Here is a 14,765-nt window from a genome sequence, read left to right on the forward strand (position 1 = left end):
CGGACCCCGCCGCGCGAGCCCCGCGCACTCCCGGACCGGCCGAGGAACAGGCAGTGCGAAAGTGGGGAATCCATGCCAGGCGTGGTGCTCGTCGGAGCGCAGTGGGGCGACGAGGGCAAGGGCAAGGCGACCGACCTCCTCGGCTCCCGCGTCGACTACGTGGTGAAGTTCAACGGCGGGAACAACGCCGGCCACACCGTCGTGATCGGCGACGAGAAGTACGCGCTCCACCTGCTGCCCTCGGGCATCCTGTCGCCGGGCGTCACGCCGGTGATCGCCAACGGCGTCGTCGTCGACATCGAGGTGCTGTTCCAGGAGCTCGACGACCTCGTGGCGCGCGGCGTGGACGTCTCGAAGCTGCTCGTGTCCGGCTCCGCCCACGTCATCGCCGGCTACCACCGCACGATCGACAAGGTGAGCGAGCGGTTCCTCGGCAAGCGCCGCATCGGCACCACGGGCCGCGGCATCGGGCCGGCGTACGCCGACAAGATCAACCGCGTCGGCATCCGGATCTGGGACCTGTTCGACGAGAAGATCCTCGCCGAGAAGATCGAGGGCGCCCTCGACCAGAAGAACCACCTGCTGGTCAAGGTCTACAACCGCCGCGCGATCACCGTCGACGAGACCGTCGCGGAGCTGCTCGAGTACGCCGACCGCATCAAGCCGATGGTCGCGGACACCGCGCTCGTGCTGAACAAGGCGCTCGACCAGGACAAGACCGTCCTGTTCGAGGGCGGCCAGGCGACCATGCTCGACGTCGACCACGGCACCTACCCGTTCGTCACGTCCTCGAACGCGACGGCGGGCGGCGCGCTCACGGGCTCGGGCGTCGGGCCGACGCGCATCGGGTCCGTCATCGGCGTCATCAAGGCGTACACGACCCGCGTGGGCGAGGGGCCGTTCCCCACGGAGCTGTTCGACGCGAACGGCGAGTACCTGCTCAAGCAGGGCGGCGAGTACGGCGTGACGACCGGGCGCGCGCGCCGCTGCGGCTGGTACGACTCGGTCATCGCCCGCTACGCCACGCGCGTCAACGGCATCACCGACATGGTGCTCACCAAGCTCGACATCCTCACCGGCTTCGAGAAGATCCCGGTGTGCGTGGCCTACGACGTCGACGGCGTCCGGTACGACGAGATGCCGCTCGACCAGACGGCGTTCCACCACGCGACGCCGGTCTACGAGGAGCTCGACGGCTGGGCCGAGGACATCTCGGGCGCCCGGACCTTCGAGGACCTGCCGGCGAACGCGCAGAGGTACGTCCTCGCGCTCGAGGAGATGTCCGGCACGCGGATGTCGGCGATCGGCGTCGGGCCGAGCCGCGACGCGATCATCCCGCGGCACGACCTCATCCACTGACCTCCCGGCGCCCGGCCGGCGTCCCGTTCGAGAGGCGGGACGCCGGCCGGTCGCGCAAGGCGCGTCGGTAGACTCGACGCCCGTGAAGATCCTCGTCGTCGGTCCCGGTGCCCGCGAGCACGCCATCCTCCACGCCCTCGCGCTCGAGGCCGACCGGCCCGGTGCGGAGCCGCACGAGCTCCACGCCGCCCCCGGCAACCCGGGGATCGCCGGCCTCGCGACGCTGCACCGCGTCGACCAGAACGACGGCGCCGCGGTCGCGGCGCTCGCGACGGAGCTCGGGGCGGACCTCGTCGTCGTCGGCCCCGAGGCGCCGCTCGTCGCCGGCGTGGCGGACGCCGTGCGCGCCGTCGGCATCCCCGTCTTCGGCCCGAGCGCCGAGGCCGCCCGGCTCGAGGGCTCCAAGGCGTTCGCCAAGGAGGTCATGGCCGCCGCGTCCGTCCCGACGGCGCTCGCGCACGTGTGCACCGACGTCGACGAGGTGGCCGCCGCGGTCGACGCGTTCGGCGCCCCCTACGTCATCAAGGACGACGGCCTCGCCGCGGGCAAGGGCGTCGTCGTCACCGACGACCGCGAGGCCGCGCTCGAGCACGCGCGTGCGTGCCTCGACGGCGAGGGACGTCGCGTGGTCGTCGAGGAGTACCTCGACGGCCCCGAGGTGTCGCTGTTCTGCCTGAGCGACGGGTCGACCGTCGTGCCGCTCGTCCCCGCCCAGGACTTCAAGCGCGCGCTCGACGGCGACGCCGGCCCGAACACCGGCGGCATGGGGGCGTACAGCCCGCTGCCGTGGGCGCCTGCCGGTCTCGTCGAGGAGGTCGTCACGCGCATCGCGCAGCCGACGGTCGACGAGATGGCCCGGCGCGGCACGCCGTTCGTCGGCGTGCTCTACGTCGGCCTCGCGCTGACGAGCCGCGGGACGCGCGTCGTGGAGTTCAACGCGCGCTTCGGCGACCCGGAGACGCAGTCGGTGCTGTCGCGCCTCGTCACGCCGCTGTCGACGGTGATGCTCGCCGCGGCGCAGGGCCGGCTCGGCGGACTGCCCCCGCTGGTGTGGTCCGACGACGCGTCCGTGACCGTCGTCGTCGCGGCCGAGGGTTACCCCGGAGCGGTGCGCAGCGGCGACCCGATCACGGGCATCGACGCCGCGGAGCAGGTCGAGGGCGTGCACGTGCTGCACGCCGGCACCTCGCGGTCCGACGACGGCGCGCTCGTCGCCTCGGGCGGGCGCGTGCTGTCCGTCGTGGCACGCGGCGCCGACCTCGACGAGGCGCGCCGCCGGGCGTACGACGCCGTCGGCCGGATCGTGCTCGCCGGGTCCCAGCACCGCACCGACATCGCGGCGAAGGCCGCGGCGGGCGAGGTCGTGCTCGGCGGCTGACGGCCGTACGCGCCTCCGCCCGTCGCGTCAGTCGGGGACCGAGCCGAGCAGGGACCGGGTGACGCGCTCGGCGTCGCCCGTCATCTCGAGGACCGCCGAGCGCAGGTCGGGGTCGCCGACGTCGTGACCGGCCTCCGCCGCGCGCAGCACCGCGCGGCGGACTGCCTCCTTGACGAACGACGCCGTCACGCCGGCGGTCCGGGCCGCGGCGTCGGCGAGCGCGTCCGCCGAGAAGGGGAGCTCGCCGCGGTAGAGCTCGAACAGCCGTCGCCGGGCCGACTCGTCCGGCAGCGGGATCTCGACCGCGAGGTCCACCCGGCCCGGGCGCTGGGCGAGGGCGCGCTCGAGCAGGTCCGCGCGGTTCGTCGTCAGGACGAAGGCGACGTCCGCGTCGGTGTCGAGCCCGTCCATCGCGTCGAGCACCTCGAACAGCAGGGGCTGCGGGCCGTCGTGGAACGAACGGTCCTCGGCGATGAGGTCGCAGTCCTCGAGCACGACGAGCGCGGGCTGCATCGCGCGGGCGGTGTCGGCCGCGAGCCGCACCAGACGCAGCGCGCCGCCGGCGAGCAGGATCACGGTGGTGCCGGGGCTCTCGCCGACGAGGTGACGCACCGTGTGCGTCTTCCCGGTGCCGGGAGGGCCGTAGAGGAGGACGCCCCGCTTCAGGTGCTGGCCCGCCGCCGCGAGCGCGGCCCGGTGCCGGGCGACGCCGACGACCTGGCGCTCGATCCGGTCGAGCGTGCCCTGCGGGAGGACGACGTCGCTCGCGGGCACGCGGTCGCGGCGGTGGAACGTCATGCCGGCGGACGCCGGCCCGTACTCCGACGTGGTGAACGTGACGACCTGGCCTCGCAGCACGCTGTGCTCGACCATCGCGGTGCGCAGCTCGGCGAGGAGGGCCAGCGCCGCGTCCTCGTCCGCGCACATCACCTCGAGCGCGGCACCGTTCCCGTGGCGCGGGCTGCCGGCGCGCTGGAGCACGGCGGCCGGAGATCCCGCGTACGTGAACAGGTGCAGGCCGAAGGCGACGGTCCTGCGCTCCGTGTCCGGACCGGTCGCCGCGCGGGCGTAGTCGACGGCACCGACGGGGAACTGCCCCCACACGGCCGAGTGCTCGACGATCTCCGACAGCGACGAGTGCATGCGCTGCTCGCCCCCGCCGACACCGACGAGCCGTCCGCCCCCGTGCTGCGCCACCACCACCTCGACCGCCACGTCCGCGTCGACCGTGCGCAGGGTGGACACCGTCTCCGTGACGACGGCGAGCGTCCGCGGGTCGGTGCCGAGGTGCTCGCGCAGCGCGTCCGCGACCGTCGGACCGGACCCGGCGCGCTGCTGCCGCTCGGCGCGCCGGTTCACCGCGCCCATGAACGTCGAGAAGGTGTCGAGGAACGCCGTGACGCGGGGGTCGTCCAGGGGGCCGTCGCCGGGCGTCGAGGCGGCGGCGGTCGGGTTGCCGTCCGGCGGGACGGGGCCGGACACGGCGGCGGGCGTGGGAGGCATGGTGCGAGACTAGGGGCCGTGACGGACACGCCCCAGCCCTTTGTGCCAGCCCTCTCGCTCGGCGAGGACGACGCGTTCGACACGTCGGGTCTCGAGCTCCCGGGCTGGCGGCACGTGTACTCCGGCAAGGTGCGCGACCTGTACGAGCCCGACCTGCCCGCGGTGGGCGGCGTGCACCCGCTCGGCGACGTCGTGCTCGTCGTCGCGAGCGACCGCGTCAGCGCGTTCGACCACGTGCTGTCGCCCGGCATCCCCGACAAGGGGGTCGTGCTCACGCAGCTCAGCCTGTGGTGGTTCGACCAGCTCGCGGACCTCGTGCCGAACCACGTCGTGTCGACCGCGGTCTCGGCGCTGCCGGGCGACGGCCTCGTTCCCGACGTCGTGGCGGGGCGGGCGATGATCTGCCGGCGCCTCGACATGTTCCCCGTCGAGTGCGTCGCGCGCGGCTACCTGACCGGGTCGGGCCTCGCGGAGTACCGCGCGGGCGGGGCCGTGTGCGGGGTGGTGCTGCCGGAGGGGCTCGTCGACGGGTCGCGCCTCCCCGAGCCGGTCTTCACGCCCGCCACCAAGGCGGCCGTGGGCGAGCACGACGAGAACGTCACCTTCGACGCCGTTGCCGTGCAGATCGGCGTCGAGGACGCGTCGCGGCTGCGCGACCTCACGCTCGCCGTGTACGCGCGGGCGGAGGCGATCGCCCGGGAGCGGGGCGTCATCCTCGCGGACACGAAGCTCGAGTTCGGGGTGGACCGCGACACGGGCGAGACCGTCCTCGGCGACGAGGTGCTCACGCCCGACTCCTCGCGCTTCTGGCCCGCGGACCAGTGGGAGCCGGGGCGCTCGCAGCCGAGCTTCGACAAGCAGTTCGTCCGCGACTGGCTCGCGTCGCCCGCCTCGGGATGGGACCGCGCGTCGGACACGACGCTCCCGTCGCTGCCGGCGGACGTCGTGGCGCGGACGCGGGCGCGCTACCTCGAGGCCTACGAGCGGCTGACGGGCTCGCCGCTCGCCTGACGCGCCGCGGTCACGCCGTCCGCCAGGTGCTCGGCCGGACGTAGGTGTGGCCGCTCGGCGCGGTCCAGCGGACCGTGCCGTCCGCGAGCAGCGCCGGACGCCACCCGTCGCGCGCCCGGACGACGCGGTGGTGGCGGCACAGCGAGACCAGGTTGTCCGCGCCCTGCCCGTCGTCCCTGCCGTCGTCCGCACCGGGCCGCGGGCGCACGACGTGGTCGAGGTCGCACCGGAAGGCCGGGACCCGGCAGCCGGGGAACGTGCAGGTCCCGTCGCGCGCGAGGACCGCGGCGACCGTCCGCACCGACGGGCGGTGCGGTGTCGTGCCCGGTGGTGGCGTGGGGACCGGTGGTGCCGTCATCGGCGCGTCTCCTTCCTCGTCCTGTGGGCGGATCCGTGCGACGGCGGGGAAGGGGCAGGACCCCGCCCTCGCACGCGCTCGAGCGTGCGTCTCGAACGTGTGTTCGATCGTACGGGGCGCCACTGACACGGGCCTGCGCGAGATGGTGGCGCCATGGGTCGCCGTGCGATATATATCGGTCGTGGCGAAGCTGAGCGGGTTCCGCATGACCGAGCAGGCCTACCTGGTGCTGCTCGCGCTCGCCGGCGAGCCCCGGCACGGGTACGCCGTGATCCAGGAGGTGCGCGAGCTGTCGGGCGGGCGCACCCGCCTCGGCGCGGGGACGCTCTACGGCAACCTCGACCGCCTCGTCGCGGCGGGCCTCGTGGAGGCGACCGGCGAGGAGGTCGTCGACGGACGCCTGCGCCGGTACTACCGCGCGACCGGCGACGGCCGGCGCGCCGCGCAGGCCGAGACGCTGCGCCTCGCCGAGCTCGCGGACCGGGCGCGCCGATCGCTCGCCCGACCCGGCGACGCCCCGGGCGCGACGGGAGAGCCGGCATGACCGGCCGGTACGAGCGGTCCGCGCGGTTCTGGCTGCACGCCTACCCGCAGCGCTGGCGCGACGCGCACGGCGACGAGGCGCTCGCCGTCCTGCTGGACCTCGCCCCGCCCGTGCCCGACGGCGGCCGCGCGCCCCGGGGGATCGGCGCCCGCGAGGCGTGGGGACTCGTCCGGGCGGGCTGGGGCCTGCGGTGGCGCGAGCACCCGCCGCTCGGCCGGTGGTTGCTCTACCGGACGCTCGACGTGCGCCTGCCCGCGCGGTACTGGTGGTGGGTCGCCGACGACATCCACGGGGCGTTGTTCGCGTGGCGCACGAAGGCGTTCAACATGGTGATCGTGCTCGCGGTCTGGTTCGGTGTTCCGGCGTTGCAAGGCTGGCTGTTCGGACAGAGTCCCGTGACGTACTCGCCGTGGCTCGTCCTGGTTCTCCTCGTGACGTTCGCCGTCGGAGGTGCCATCTTTCGCCGCCTTCACGTCGCCAGGGCCTGGCGCAAGCACGTCCTCGAGGGGAACATCCCCGTCGAGGTGCCGCGCGCGCCGTCGACGGCCGACGGCGGGCGCACCCAGCGGGCGGACGGCGACCGAGCGTGACGACGGCGCGGGTAGACTGACGCGCGGAATCCCGCCGTCGGCTCCCGCTCGCTCACGCCGTGCCGCCTCGCTGCACGCGCCCGTGACCGGGATCCCGGAGCCCCCGGCTCTCCCGAACACCTCCCCTAGGAGCACCCGTGGGACGCGTCGTCGTCGAGGTCATGCCGAAGCCCGAGATCCTGGACCCGCAGGGCAAGGCCGTCGTCGGGGCGCTGCCGCGCCTCGGCTTCACCCAGTTCACCTCCGTCCGCCAGGGCAAGCGCTTCGAGCTCGAGGTCGAGGGCGACGTGACGCCCGAGGTCCTCGCCGCCGCCCAGGAGGCCGCGGCCAAGGTGCTGTCCAACCCGGTGATCGAGGACGTCGTCCGCGTGGCCGACGCCGCGACGGACGCGGCCGGCACGGTCCTGTCCGAGGGGCTCGCCTGATGACCGCCACGACCACCGCCCCGGAGGCGGCCCTGGGTGGTGCCCGCGTCGGCGTCGTGACCTTCCCGGGCACGCTCGACGACCGCGACGCCGCGCGCGGCGTGCGCCTCGCCGGCGGCGAGGCCGTGCCGCTGTGGCACGCGGACGCCGACCTGCACGGCGTCGACGCCGTCGTCCTGCCCGGCGGGTTCTCCTACGGCGACTACCTGCGCGCCGGGGCGATCAGCCGGTTCGCGCCCGTCATGGAGTCGCTCGTCGACGCGGCCCGCGGCGGCCTGCCGGTGCTGGGCATCTGCAACGGCTTCCAGGTCCTCACCGAGGCGCACCTGCTGCCCGGCTCGATGATCAAGAACGACCACCTGCACTTCATCTGCCGGGAGCAGGTGCTCGTCGTCGAGAACGCGGACACGGCCTGGACGCGCGACTTCACGAAGGGCCAGCGGATCACCATCCCGCTGAAGAACCAGGACGGCCAGTTCGTGGCCGACGACCGCACGCTCGACGAGCTCGAGGGCGAGGGCCGCGTGGTGTTCCGCTACGACGGCTGGAACCCGAACGGCTCGCGCCGCGACATCGCGGGGATCACCAACGCGGCGGGCAACGTCGTGGGGCTCATGCCGCACCCCGAGCACGCGGTCGAGGCGGGCTTCGGCCCCGCGTCCGAGGCCGGCCCGCGCGCCGGCACGGACGGGCTCGGGTTCTTCACCTCGGTGCTGAGCGCGCTCGTCCGGGCGTGAGCCTCGACGCGCGGACGGTCGACGACGCACGGACGGCGCCCGCACCGGGCGTCACCGTGTCCGTGGTCGGCGGGGACGACGCGGACGCGCTCGCGCTGTTCGGCCGGCAGCAGGCCGAGCTCGCCGAGCGCTACGGCGAGCCCGACAGCGACGCGTTCGACGCCGCCGGGCTGCTCGCGGCGTTCGTTGTCCACGACGGGGGGGACGCCGGTCGCGTGCGCCGCGCTGCGCGACGTCTCGGGCACGCCCGACGGTCGCGGCGCGCACCACCCGCCCGCGACGGGCGAGGTCAAGCGTCTCTACGTCGCGGCCGAGCACCGCGGCCGTGGGCACGCCCGCACCGTCATGCAGGCCGTGCACGCGCACGCGGTGAGCACCGGCCTGCGGCGGCTCGTGCTCGAGACCGGCACGCGGCAGCCGGAGTCCATCGACCTGTACCTGTCGCTCGGCTACGTGCCGACCGAGCCGTACGGCCACTACGCGGGCGACCCGCTGTCGCGGTGCTTCGCGCTGGATCTCGCCGCGCCGGTGCGCGAGACGACGTCCGGGCCCGGCGTGCCCGACGACGTCGAGGTGCGCGCGGTGCCGTGGGACGACCCGGACGCCGCTGCGCTGCGCCGCGAGATGCACGACACGTCGTCCGCGGTCCTGTACCCGGAGCTGTTCACCGGGCTCGACGCCGCGGGCGGGTTCGACGCGGTCGACGCACGGCTCGGCACGCGCGTGGTCGCGACGTTCGTGGCCGGGCGCGGCGACGACGCGCTCGGCTGCGCGTCGCTGCAGCAGGTCGCGGACGAGGTGCGTGAGGTCCACGGTGACGCGCTCGAGGTGAAGAAGGTCTTCGTGCGCGAGGCGGCCCGCGGGTCGGGCGTCGCCCGAGCGCTCCTGGCGGCGGTGGAGACCGAGGCCCGGCGCCGCGGCGCGCGGACGCTCCTGCTCGAGACGGGCATCCGTCAGCCCGGCGCGATCGCGCTGTACCGGTCGCTGGGCTTCCGCGTGGTGCTGCCGTACCCGCCGTTCGACCGCGACGTCGCGGGCATCGCGCTCTGCTTCGCCAAGCCCCTCGGCTGACCGTCCCCGCGCCCCTTCCTGAGCCGTCCCCGAAGGCGGTACCAACCCGCCCGGGTTCGTCCTGGTTCGCGCGGGCGCGAACCGGTAGGGTGTCGGCGTGATCACCGCCCTGACCAGCGCATACTCCGTGCCGGCCCTCCTGGGTGAGCTGATCGGGTGGGTGCTCGGCGCCGTCGCGCTGGTCCCCGGCCGCGCCGGCGAGCTCGCCGCGGAGGCCCGGGAGACCGTCACCGCGTGGGGCATCCCCGTCGCCGAGGTGACCGACCTGTACGCCGCGTTCCCGGTCCGCCTCGCGATCGCCGTCGCCGCCGTGGCCCTCGTGACCGCGGTGGCGGCCCTCGTGCACGGGCTGCGCGAGCGGCGTCGGGCTCGCGCCGTCACGCGCTGACCGCGCGAGGGGCACTGAGCCGCTCGGGCGGCGCTCAGTCCTCGAGCAGCGGCCGCACGTCGCTCCCGAGGAACCGCACGAACGCGTGGAGGTCAGGCTCGTCCGCCGTCGGCTGGATCGCCACCGCGGTGGCGCCGGCGTCCCGGAGCGCGAGCACGGCGTCCGCAACGGTGCGCGCGTCTCCTGCGGCCCCGACGCCCTCGCCGGGCTTGCGTCCCCACAGCGGGAGCTCGCGGTCCACGCGCTCCTGCGCCCCGTCGCCGGTGGCGGCGATGAGCGTGGCCTGGACGTCGAGCGTCGACCGGCCGGCCGACGTCGCGGCGGCCCGCGCGACGTCGACGACCCCGCGGACCTCCTCGGGCGCGTACGCGTTCGCCAGGATGAGCCCGTCGCCCAGCTCGCCCGCGAGGGCGAGCGATCGGGGGCCCACCCCGCCGAGCCACAGCGGCGCCGGCTCGGTCGGCGGCCAGTCGAGGCGCACGCGGTCGAGCGTGACGTAGCGCCCGGACGTCGTGACCTCCTCGCCCGCGAGCAGCCGGCGCAGCGCCTCGGTGTGCTCGCGCAGCAGCGTGAGCGGCGACGCGGCCCGCACGCCCGCCTGCCCCATCCACTCCTGCACGCCGTGCCCGACGCCTGCCACGAACCGGCCGGGGAACATGCGCCCGAGGTTCGCGACCTCCATGGCCGTGACGGCCGTGCTGCGCAGCGGCGCGGGCATCAGCCCGAGCCCGACGCGCACGCGCTCGGTCCAGGCGAGCGCGGCCGCGGCGGACGCGAGGCCGCTCTGCTTGAAGCAGTCCTCCCAGACCCACACGTCGTCGAGACCGGCGGACTCCGCCGTGGTCGCGAGGGCGCGCAGGCTCTCCGGGGCGTGGGCGGGGACGAACGCGATGCCGAGGCGTGGAGTCGTCATGCGACCCATCGTGCCGCGGCGGTCCGACACGCAGCGCGGGTGGCCCCAGCTCACTCCTGGCGCAGGAGGTAGGCGAGCTGCGCCGCGACGCTCTGCCTCGCCGCGCCGCGCACCGACGGGTCGACGTCCGCGTAGACGAGCGAGACGACCCGGTTGGTGGCGTCGTCGGCGTGCGCGGTCGTCCCGAGCTCTGCCAGCGCCGCGCGGACCTGCGCCAGCCGGTCGAGGCGGTGCTCCCGGTAGGCGCGCACCCGCTCGCCGAGGTCGTCGACGGCGGGGCCGTGGCCCGGCAGCCCGGTCACGCGGCGCCCGGTGGTGACGGCCTCGAGCCGGTCCAGGCTGTCGAGGTAGTCGGTGAGCGACCCGTCCGGCTCCGCGAGCACGGTCGTCCCCGTCCCGAGGACGGTGTCCCCGGTGAGCACCGTGCCTGCCGCGCCGTCGTCGGGAGCGAGCGACTCGTCGTCGGGCAGGACGAGGCACACCGAGTCCGCGGTGTGCCCGGGCGTGGCGACGACGTCGACCCGCAGGCCCGCCGCCTCGATCGTCTCCCCGTCGGCGAGCGGCTCGGCGCCGTGGCAGTGCGCGGGGTCGGCGCCGCGGACCGGCGCCCCCGTGAGGACGCGCAGCCGCGCCGACCCGGCGGTGTGGTCGGCGTGCCGGTGCGTGACCAGCACGAGCTCCACCGGGCCTGCCGCGGCGAGCGCGTCGAGGTGCGCGTCGTCGTCCGGCCCGGGGTCCACGACGACGCACCCGGACGCACCCGGCGCACGCAGCACGTACGAGCGCGTGCCGTCGAGGGTCATCGGCCCGGGGTTGTCGGCGCGCAGCACGGAGGCGAGGCGCGTGACGGGCGTCGGTGCGGGCACGGCGCGCCTCAGGCGCGGTGGCGCAGGACGGCGGGGCGGCCCTCGTCCTGCCACTGCGCGAACCGGGCCTCGACGAGCGGGCCGACCAGCTCGTACGTGTCCCACGTGTCCGGCACGCGGTAGACGTCCGTGGGGTCACCCTCGCCGGGGCTCACGGCGTCCACGTAGTCCTCGAGGTAGAGGCCGGCCTCCTCGTCCTCGTCGTCGCCGCCCGTGTAGTAGGCGGCGGCGAACGCGGCCGCGACGTCGTCCAGGGCGTCGGCGTCGAGCCGGCCGTCGCACACGTCGAGGACGAACCGGCCGCCCGTGGTCGAACGGTTGCGCAGCGCAGCGACGGCGTCGGCGGCGTCGCGCTCCAGCGCGGCGGAGGCGTGGCCGGACAGCACCGCCCAGGTGAGGAACACGCCGACGTGGGTCGCCGCCGCGTCCGGGCCCAGGTCCGTCGGATAGCCGTCCTCGGTGGAGTGCCAGGTCGCGTCGTCGAACGTCGTGGTCATGACGGCGACGCTACCCGCCGCACGCGCCCGACGGGGTCCGTGCGGCTCAGGCGGTCGCCGCGCCGTCCGCCGCGGGCACCGGCGTGGCGTCGGCTGCGAGCGCGCCCGCGAGGAGCTCGAGCGTGCGGGCCCGGCCGGGCGTCGCGTCGACCGGCTCGTCCGCGCGGGACGCGGCGACGGGCACGACCATGACCTCGTCGACGCCATGGCGGTCCGCGAGCCGGCGCAGCTCGGCGGCAGCCTCGTCGGGCGTGCCGATGACCCAGCGGGTGCGCATGGACTCGATGGCGTCCTCGGCGAGCGCGCCGAGCGGAGAGGCCTGCGCCTCCTCGACGGTCTCGAGCGCGCCGAGCGCCCCGCCCGAGCGCAGCCGCGCCATCATCCGCAGCTGCGGCAGCGCGCGGGCGTGCGCCTCCTCGGCCGTCTCGGCGACGACCACGTTCGCGGTGAGGAACGTGCGCGGTTCCGGGTGCGCCTCGCTCGGGCGGTAGCCGTCGCGGTACAGCGCGAGGACCTCGTCGATGCCCTGCCCCGAGAAGTGGTTCGCGAACACGTACGGCAGACCGAGCTCGGCCGCGAGGCGCGCGGAGTAGTCGCTCGACCCGAGCAGCCACACGGTCGGCGTGCTCTCGGCGGCCGGCGTGGCGTGCACGTCGTACACCTGACCGCTCGTCAGCCGCAGCTGGGCGCCCTGGGGGCTCATGAGCGCGAGGATGTCGGTGACGTGCTGGGGGAAGCGGTCGACGTCGGCGGTCGGGCCGGTGATCCGCAGGAGCTGGGTGACGACCGGGTCGGAGCCGGGGGCGCGGCCGATACCGAGGTCGACGCGGCCGGGCGCGATCGCCTCGAGCGCGGCGAACTGCTCGGCGACGACGAGCGGCGCGTGGTTGGGCAGCATGACGCCGCCCGAGCCGACGCGGATCCGCTCGGTCACGGACGCCGCGGCCGCGATCATCACCGGCGGCGTCGACGCGGCCACCGCGGCCATGTTGTGGTGCTCGGCGAACCAGTACCGCTCGTAGCCGAGGCGGTCCGCGAGGCGGACGAGCTCGAGCGAGGCGTGCACCGCCTGGGCGCTCGTCTGGCCCGAGCGCACGGGCACGAGGTCGAGGACGGACAGGCGGGGGCTGGTGGGCGCGGCGGCGCCGGCGGAGGTGCTCATCCCCAGCGACAACCGCGGCGTCCACCGGCCGTATTCCGCGCGTCGGCCGAGCGTGCCCGTGCCCACCCTCGCGCGCCGGGCGCGCCCGATGGCACGGGTGGCCCACCCGGTGCATGATCGCTCCACGAGCGGTGCGCGCAGCGAGGACGTGCCGGAGACGAGAGACCCTGGGGCGAGGGGGCGGCCGTGGACGAGGAGATCAACTTCCACGCCGACGTGGTGCTGTTCTACGACTTCGACGGCATGCCGATCGACGAGCGGACGTGGCACGAGCTCAAGGGCGACGACCGGTCGGTCGTCGGGCTGGACGTCGTCGGCGGCTGGTCGGTCTACACGCGCTGGGTCGGGTACGACCGGTCCGAGGGTCGCATGCCGCTCATGTACTCGACGCGCGTCGAGCCCGGTGGCCTGTTCAGCAGCGCGTACACGCGCAGCGGCGCCGAGGTGCTGCACCGCCACGTGGTCGCCGAGCTCGTGCGCGGCGCGCCCGCGACGCGCGCGCTGTTCGACGTCGAGCCGTGGGAGTACCCCGGCTTCGAGTGAGCCGGTGATGGTCCGCGGGCCGCAACGTGACGGGTGGCCTCAGCGTGCCGGGAGCGGCGTGCGCAGGCCGCTCGCGCGGTGCACGGCGGTCGCGACGGCGGTGCGGACGGCCTCCTCCGAGCCGACGACGCGGACGAACGTCTGCGCGCGCGTCACCGCGGTGTAGAGCAGCTCGCGCGTGAGGAGCGGCGACGTCGCCGGGGGCAGGACGAGCGTGACCCGGTCGAACTGGCTGCCCTGGGCGCGGTGCACGGTCATCGCGTGCACGGTCTCGACCGGGGGAAGCCGGTGGGTGCGGACGCGCAGCGGCGCCCGCGGGTCGCCGAACACGGCGACGACCCCACCGGTGCTGCCGTCGCCCTCGGAGACCAGCACGCCCGTGTCGCCGTTGTACAGGCCGACGTCGGCGTCGTTCGTCGTGACGAGCAGCGGTCGGCCCGCGGCCCAGGGCGAGTCCGTCGCGTGCTGGCCCGTGGCCTGCTCGACCCACGCCTCGACCTGACCGGCCCAGCGGCCACGGCCCGCGGGTCCACGCCGGTGCGCCACCATGACGCGGTGCTGCGCGAGCGCCGCGAGCGCGCCCGCCGCGTCGCCCGCGCGCGCGGCGGCGACGAGGCGTTCACCGGTCGCCACGGCGTCGGCCCGGACGGCGGCGAGGGTCGCCTCGTCCGGCTCGTCGTCCGCCGTCTCGAGGAACTCGACCGACGCGTCGCCCGCACGCAGCAGCGCGACGACCGCGTCGGCGTCGCCGGAGCGGATCGCCGCGGCGAGCGGCAGGATCGACGAGTCGCTGCCCTGGCGGTGGACGGTGCGCAGCCGGACGACGCCGTTGCCCAGGGCGCGGCGGTCGTCGACCTCGCCCTCCTCGGGCGGCGGCGCGTCGGCGAGCGCGTGCTCGGCCTGGGCCACGATCGCCGGGGACGTCGGCGGCGCGAGGTGCGGGTGCCGGTGCACGAGGTCGCCGAGCACGGCGCCGGCCTCGACGGACGCGAGCTGGTCGGGGTCCCCGACGAGCACGAGCCGCGCGTCGGGGCGCAGCGCCTCGAGCAGCCGGGCCATGAGCGGCAGCGCAACCATCGACGTCTCGTCGACGACGACGACGTCGTGCGGCAGGTGGTGGTGCGCGTCGTGCCGGAACCGCGTGCTGCTGCCCGGCTTGTGGCCGAGCAGCCGGTGCAGGGTCGACGCGACGGGCGCGCCGACGCGGTCGCGGTCGGCGGGCTCGAACCCGGACACGACCTCCCGGACCGCCTCCTGCAGCCGGGCGGCGGCCTTGCCGGTCGGGGCGGCGAGCGCGACGCGCAGGCGGGAGCCGTCGGCGGGCGCCGCGGCGTCGTGGAGGACGGCGAGGAGCCGGGCGACCGTCGTCGTCTTGCCGGTGCCCGGCCCGCCCGTGAGGACCGTGAGGCGCCGGTGCGCG

At 75.5% G+C, this 14,765-nt stretch carries 17 protein-coding genes; 10 read left to right on the plus strand and 7 right to left on the minus strand.

Translation table 11 applies throughout. The features are described from left to right. The first annotated feature begins 72 nt into the window (after window positions 1-72). On the plus strand, window positions 73-1,359 hold the full coding sequence (locus JZ5iCDA_RS05215) for an adenylosuccinate synthase (protein WP_069386190.1): 1,287 nt from the start codon (window positions 73-75) through the stop codon (window positions 1,357-1,359). An 82-nt stretch (window positions 1,360-1,441) separates the two neighbouring features. Continuing rightward, entirely contained in the window at window positions 1,442-2,737 is a 1,296-nt protein-coding gene (gene purD / locus JZ5iCDA_RS05220; protein ID WP_069386191.1) for a phosphoribosylamine--glycine ligase, read from the plus strand. Between the two features lie 27 nt (window positions 2,738-2,764). On the opposite strand, the gene JZ5iCDA_RS05225 is transcribed toward purD, so the two are convergent. After that, window positions 2,765-4,240: an AAA family ATPase gene (locus tag JZ5iCDA_RS05225; RefSeq protein WP_083259690.1), complete on the minus strand. Its 1,476-nt coding sequence runs from the start codon at window positions 4,238-4,240 to the stop codon at window positions 2,765-2,767. Between the two features lie 42 nt (window positions 4,241-4,282). Here JZ5iCDA_RS05225 and JZ5iCDA_RS05230 point away from each other — a divergent pair, with 42 nt between their 5' ends. Then, window positions 4,283-5,251 carry a phosphoribosylaminoimidazolesuccinocarboxamide synthase gene (locus JZ5iCDA_RS05230; protein WP_069386192.1) on the plus strand — a complete coding sequence of 323 codons (969 nt, stop codon included), beginning with the start codon at window positions 4,283-4,285 and terminating at the stop codon, window positions 5,249-5,251. A gap of 10 nt (window positions 5,252-5,261) precedes the next feature. On the opposite strand, the gene JZ5iCDA_RS05235 is transcribed toward JZ5iCDA_RS05230, so the two are convergent. Then, window positions 5,262-5,609, minus strand: a complete 348-nt coding sequence (locus tag JZ5iCDA_RS05235; protein WP_139122965.1) for an HNH endonuclease signature motif containing protein — start codon at window positions 5,607-5,609, stop codon at window positions 5,262-5,264. Between the two features lie 142 nt (window positions 5,610-5,751). On the opposite strand from JZ5iCDA_RS05235, the gene JZ5iCDA_RS05240 reads away from it, so the two are divergent. From JZ5iCDA_RS05240 to JZ5iCDA_RS05265, 6 genes are all read left to right on the plus strand, one after another. Further along, window positions 5,752-6,153, plus strand: coding sequence for a PadR family transcriptional regulator (locus tag JZ5iCDA_RS05240; RefSeq protein WP_253181963.1), 402 nt, complete (start codon window positions 5,752-5,754; stop codon window positions 6,151-6,153). Beyond that, on the plus strand, window positions 6,150-6,743 hold the full coding sequence (locus JZ5iCDA_RS05245) for a hypothetical protein (protein WP_069386194.1): 594 nt from the start codon (window positions 6,150-6,152) through the stop codon (window positions 6,741-6,743). Before JZ5iCDA_RS05240 ends, JZ5iCDA_RS05245 begins: the two co-directional genes overlap by 4 nt. A 137-nt stretch (window positions 6,744-6,880) precedes the next feature. Then, complete coding sequence (gene purS / locus JZ5iCDA_RS05250) at window positions 6,881-7,168, plus strand: phosphoribosylformylglycinamidine synthase subunit PurS (RefSeq protein WP_069386195.1); 288 nt, start codon at window positions 6,881-6,883, stop codon at window positions 7,166-7,168. Then, window positions 7,168-7,905: a phosphoribosylformylglycinamidine synthase subunit PurQ gene (purQ, locus tag JZ5iCDA_RS05255; protein ID WP_069386196.1), complete on the plus strand. Its 738-nt coding sequence runs from the start codon at window positions 7,168-7,170 to the stop codon at window positions 7,903-7,905. Before purS ends, purQ begins: the two co-directional genes overlap by 1 nt. Before the next feature lie 186 nt (window positions 7,906-8,091). After that, window positions 8,092-8,976, plus strand: coding sequence for a GNAT family N-acetyltransferase (locus JZ5iCDA_RS05260; protein WP_069386197.1), 885 nt, complete (start codon window positions 8,092-8,094; stop codon window positions 8,974-8,976). A 97-nt stretch (window positions 8,977-9,073) separates the two neighbouring features. Next, on the plus strand, window positions 9,074-9,364 hold the full coding sequence (locus tag JZ5iCDA_RS05265) for a hypothetical protein (RefSeq protein WP_069386198.1): 291 nt from the start codon (window positions 9,074-9,076) through the stop codon (window positions 9,362-9,364). Between the two features lie 34 nt (window positions 9,365-9,398). Here JZ5iCDA_RS05265 and JZ5iCDA_RS05270 read toward each other — a convergent pair whose 3' ends face one another. The 4 genes from JZ5iCDA_RS05270 to JZ5iCDA_RS05285 are packed head-to-tail and all read right to left on the minus strand — an operon-like array spanning window position 9,399 to window position 12,802. Then, on the minus strand, window positions 9,399-10,277 hold the full coding sequence (locus JZ5iCDA_RS05270; protein WP_069386208.1) for an LLM class flavin-dependent oxidoreductase: 879 nt from the start codon (window positions 10,275-10,277) through the stop codon (window positions 9,399-9,401). A gap of 50 nt (window positions 10,278-10,327) precedes the next feature. Beyond that, the gene (locus JZ5iCDA_RS05275; RefSeq protein WP_069386199.1) at window positions 10,328-11,143 is read right to left on the minus strand and encodes an MBL fold metallo-hydrolase; all 816 of its coding nucleotides are present in this window, start codon (window positions 11,141-11,143) and stop codon (window positions 10,328-10,330) included. An 8-nt stretch (window positions 11,144-11,151) separates the two neighbouring features. Continuing rightward, a complete protein-coding gene (locus tag JZ5iCDA_RS05280; protein ID WP_069386200.1) occupies window positions 11,152-11,640 on the minus strand; it encodes a DUF7832 domain-containing protein in 489 nt (162 codons plus the stop codon). Between the two features lie 46 nt (window positions 11,641-11,686). Next, complete coding sequence (locus JZ5iCDA_RS05285) at window positions 11,687-12,802, minus strand: LLM class flavin-dependent oxidoreductase (RefSeq protein ID WP_069386201.1); 1,116 nt, start codon at window positions 12,800-12,802, stop codon at window positions 11,687-11,689. Window positions 12,803-12,988: 186 nt separating this feature from the next. On the opposite strand from JZ5iCDA_RS05285, the gene JZ5iCDA_RS05290 reads away from it, so the two are divergent. Next, the gene (locus JZ5iCDA_RS05290; protein WP_069386202.1) at window positions 12,989-13,345 is read left to right on the plus strand and encodes a hypothetical protein; all 357 of its coding nucleotides are present in this window, start codon (window positions 12,989-12,991) and stop codon (window positions 13,343-13,345) included. A gap of 39 nt (window positions 13,346-13,384) precedes the next feature. Here JZ5iCDA_RS05290 and recD read toward each other — a convergent pair. Further along, the coding region (gene recD, locus JZ5iCDA_RS05295) for an exodeoxyribonuclease V subunit alpha (protein ID WP_069386203.1) at window positions 13,385-14,765 on the minus strand (1,381 nt) is incomplete at its 5' end.

The organism is Cellulosimicrobium cellulans, assembly GCF_001722485.1.
GTDB lineage: Bacteria > Actinomycetota > Actinomycetes > Actinomycetales > Cellulomonadaceae > Cellulosimicrobium > Cellulosimicrobium cellulans_A.

Bases quoted from the DNA above. Each gene is read 5' to 3' on its own strand.
- purQ (WP_069386196.1), top strand. From the start codon at position 7,168: ATGACCGCCACGACCACCGCCCCGGAGGCGGCCCTGGGTGGTGCCCGC.
- JZ5iCDA_RS05225 (WP_083259690.1), bottom strand. From the start codon at position 4,240: ATGCCTCCCACGCCCGCCGCCGTGTCCGGCCCCGTCCCGCCGGACGGC.
- JZ5iCDA_RS05280 (WP_069386200.1), bottom strand. From the start codon at position 11,640: ATGACCACGACGTTCGACGACGCGACCTGGCACTCCACCGAGGACGGC.
- JZ5iCDA_RS05285 (WP_069386201.1), bottom strand. From the start codon at position 12,802: ATGAGCACCTCCGCCGGCGCCGCCGCGCCCACCAGCCCCCGCCTGTCC.
- JZ5iCDA_RS05215 (WP_069386190.1), top strand. From the start codon at position 73: ATGCCAGGCGTGGTGCTCGTCGGAGCGCAGTGGGGCGACGAGGGCAAG.
- JZ5iCDA_RS05235 (WP_139122965.1), bottom strand. From the start codon at position 5,609: ATGACGGCACCACCGGTCCCCACGCCACCACCGGGCACGACACCGCAC.
- JZ5iCDA_RS05240 (WP_253181963.1), top strand. From the start codon at position 5,752: ATGGTGGCGCCATGGGTCGCCGTGCGATATATATCGGTCGTGGCGAAG.
- JZ5iCDA_RS05245 (WP_069386194.1), top strand. From the start codon at position 6,150: ATGACCGGCCGGTACGAGCGGTCCGCGCGGTTCTGGCTGCACGCCTAC.
- JZ5iCDA_RS05270 (WP_069386208.1), bottom strand. From the start codon at position 10,277: ATGACGACTCCACGCCTCGGCATCGCGTTCGTCCCCGCCCACGCCCCG.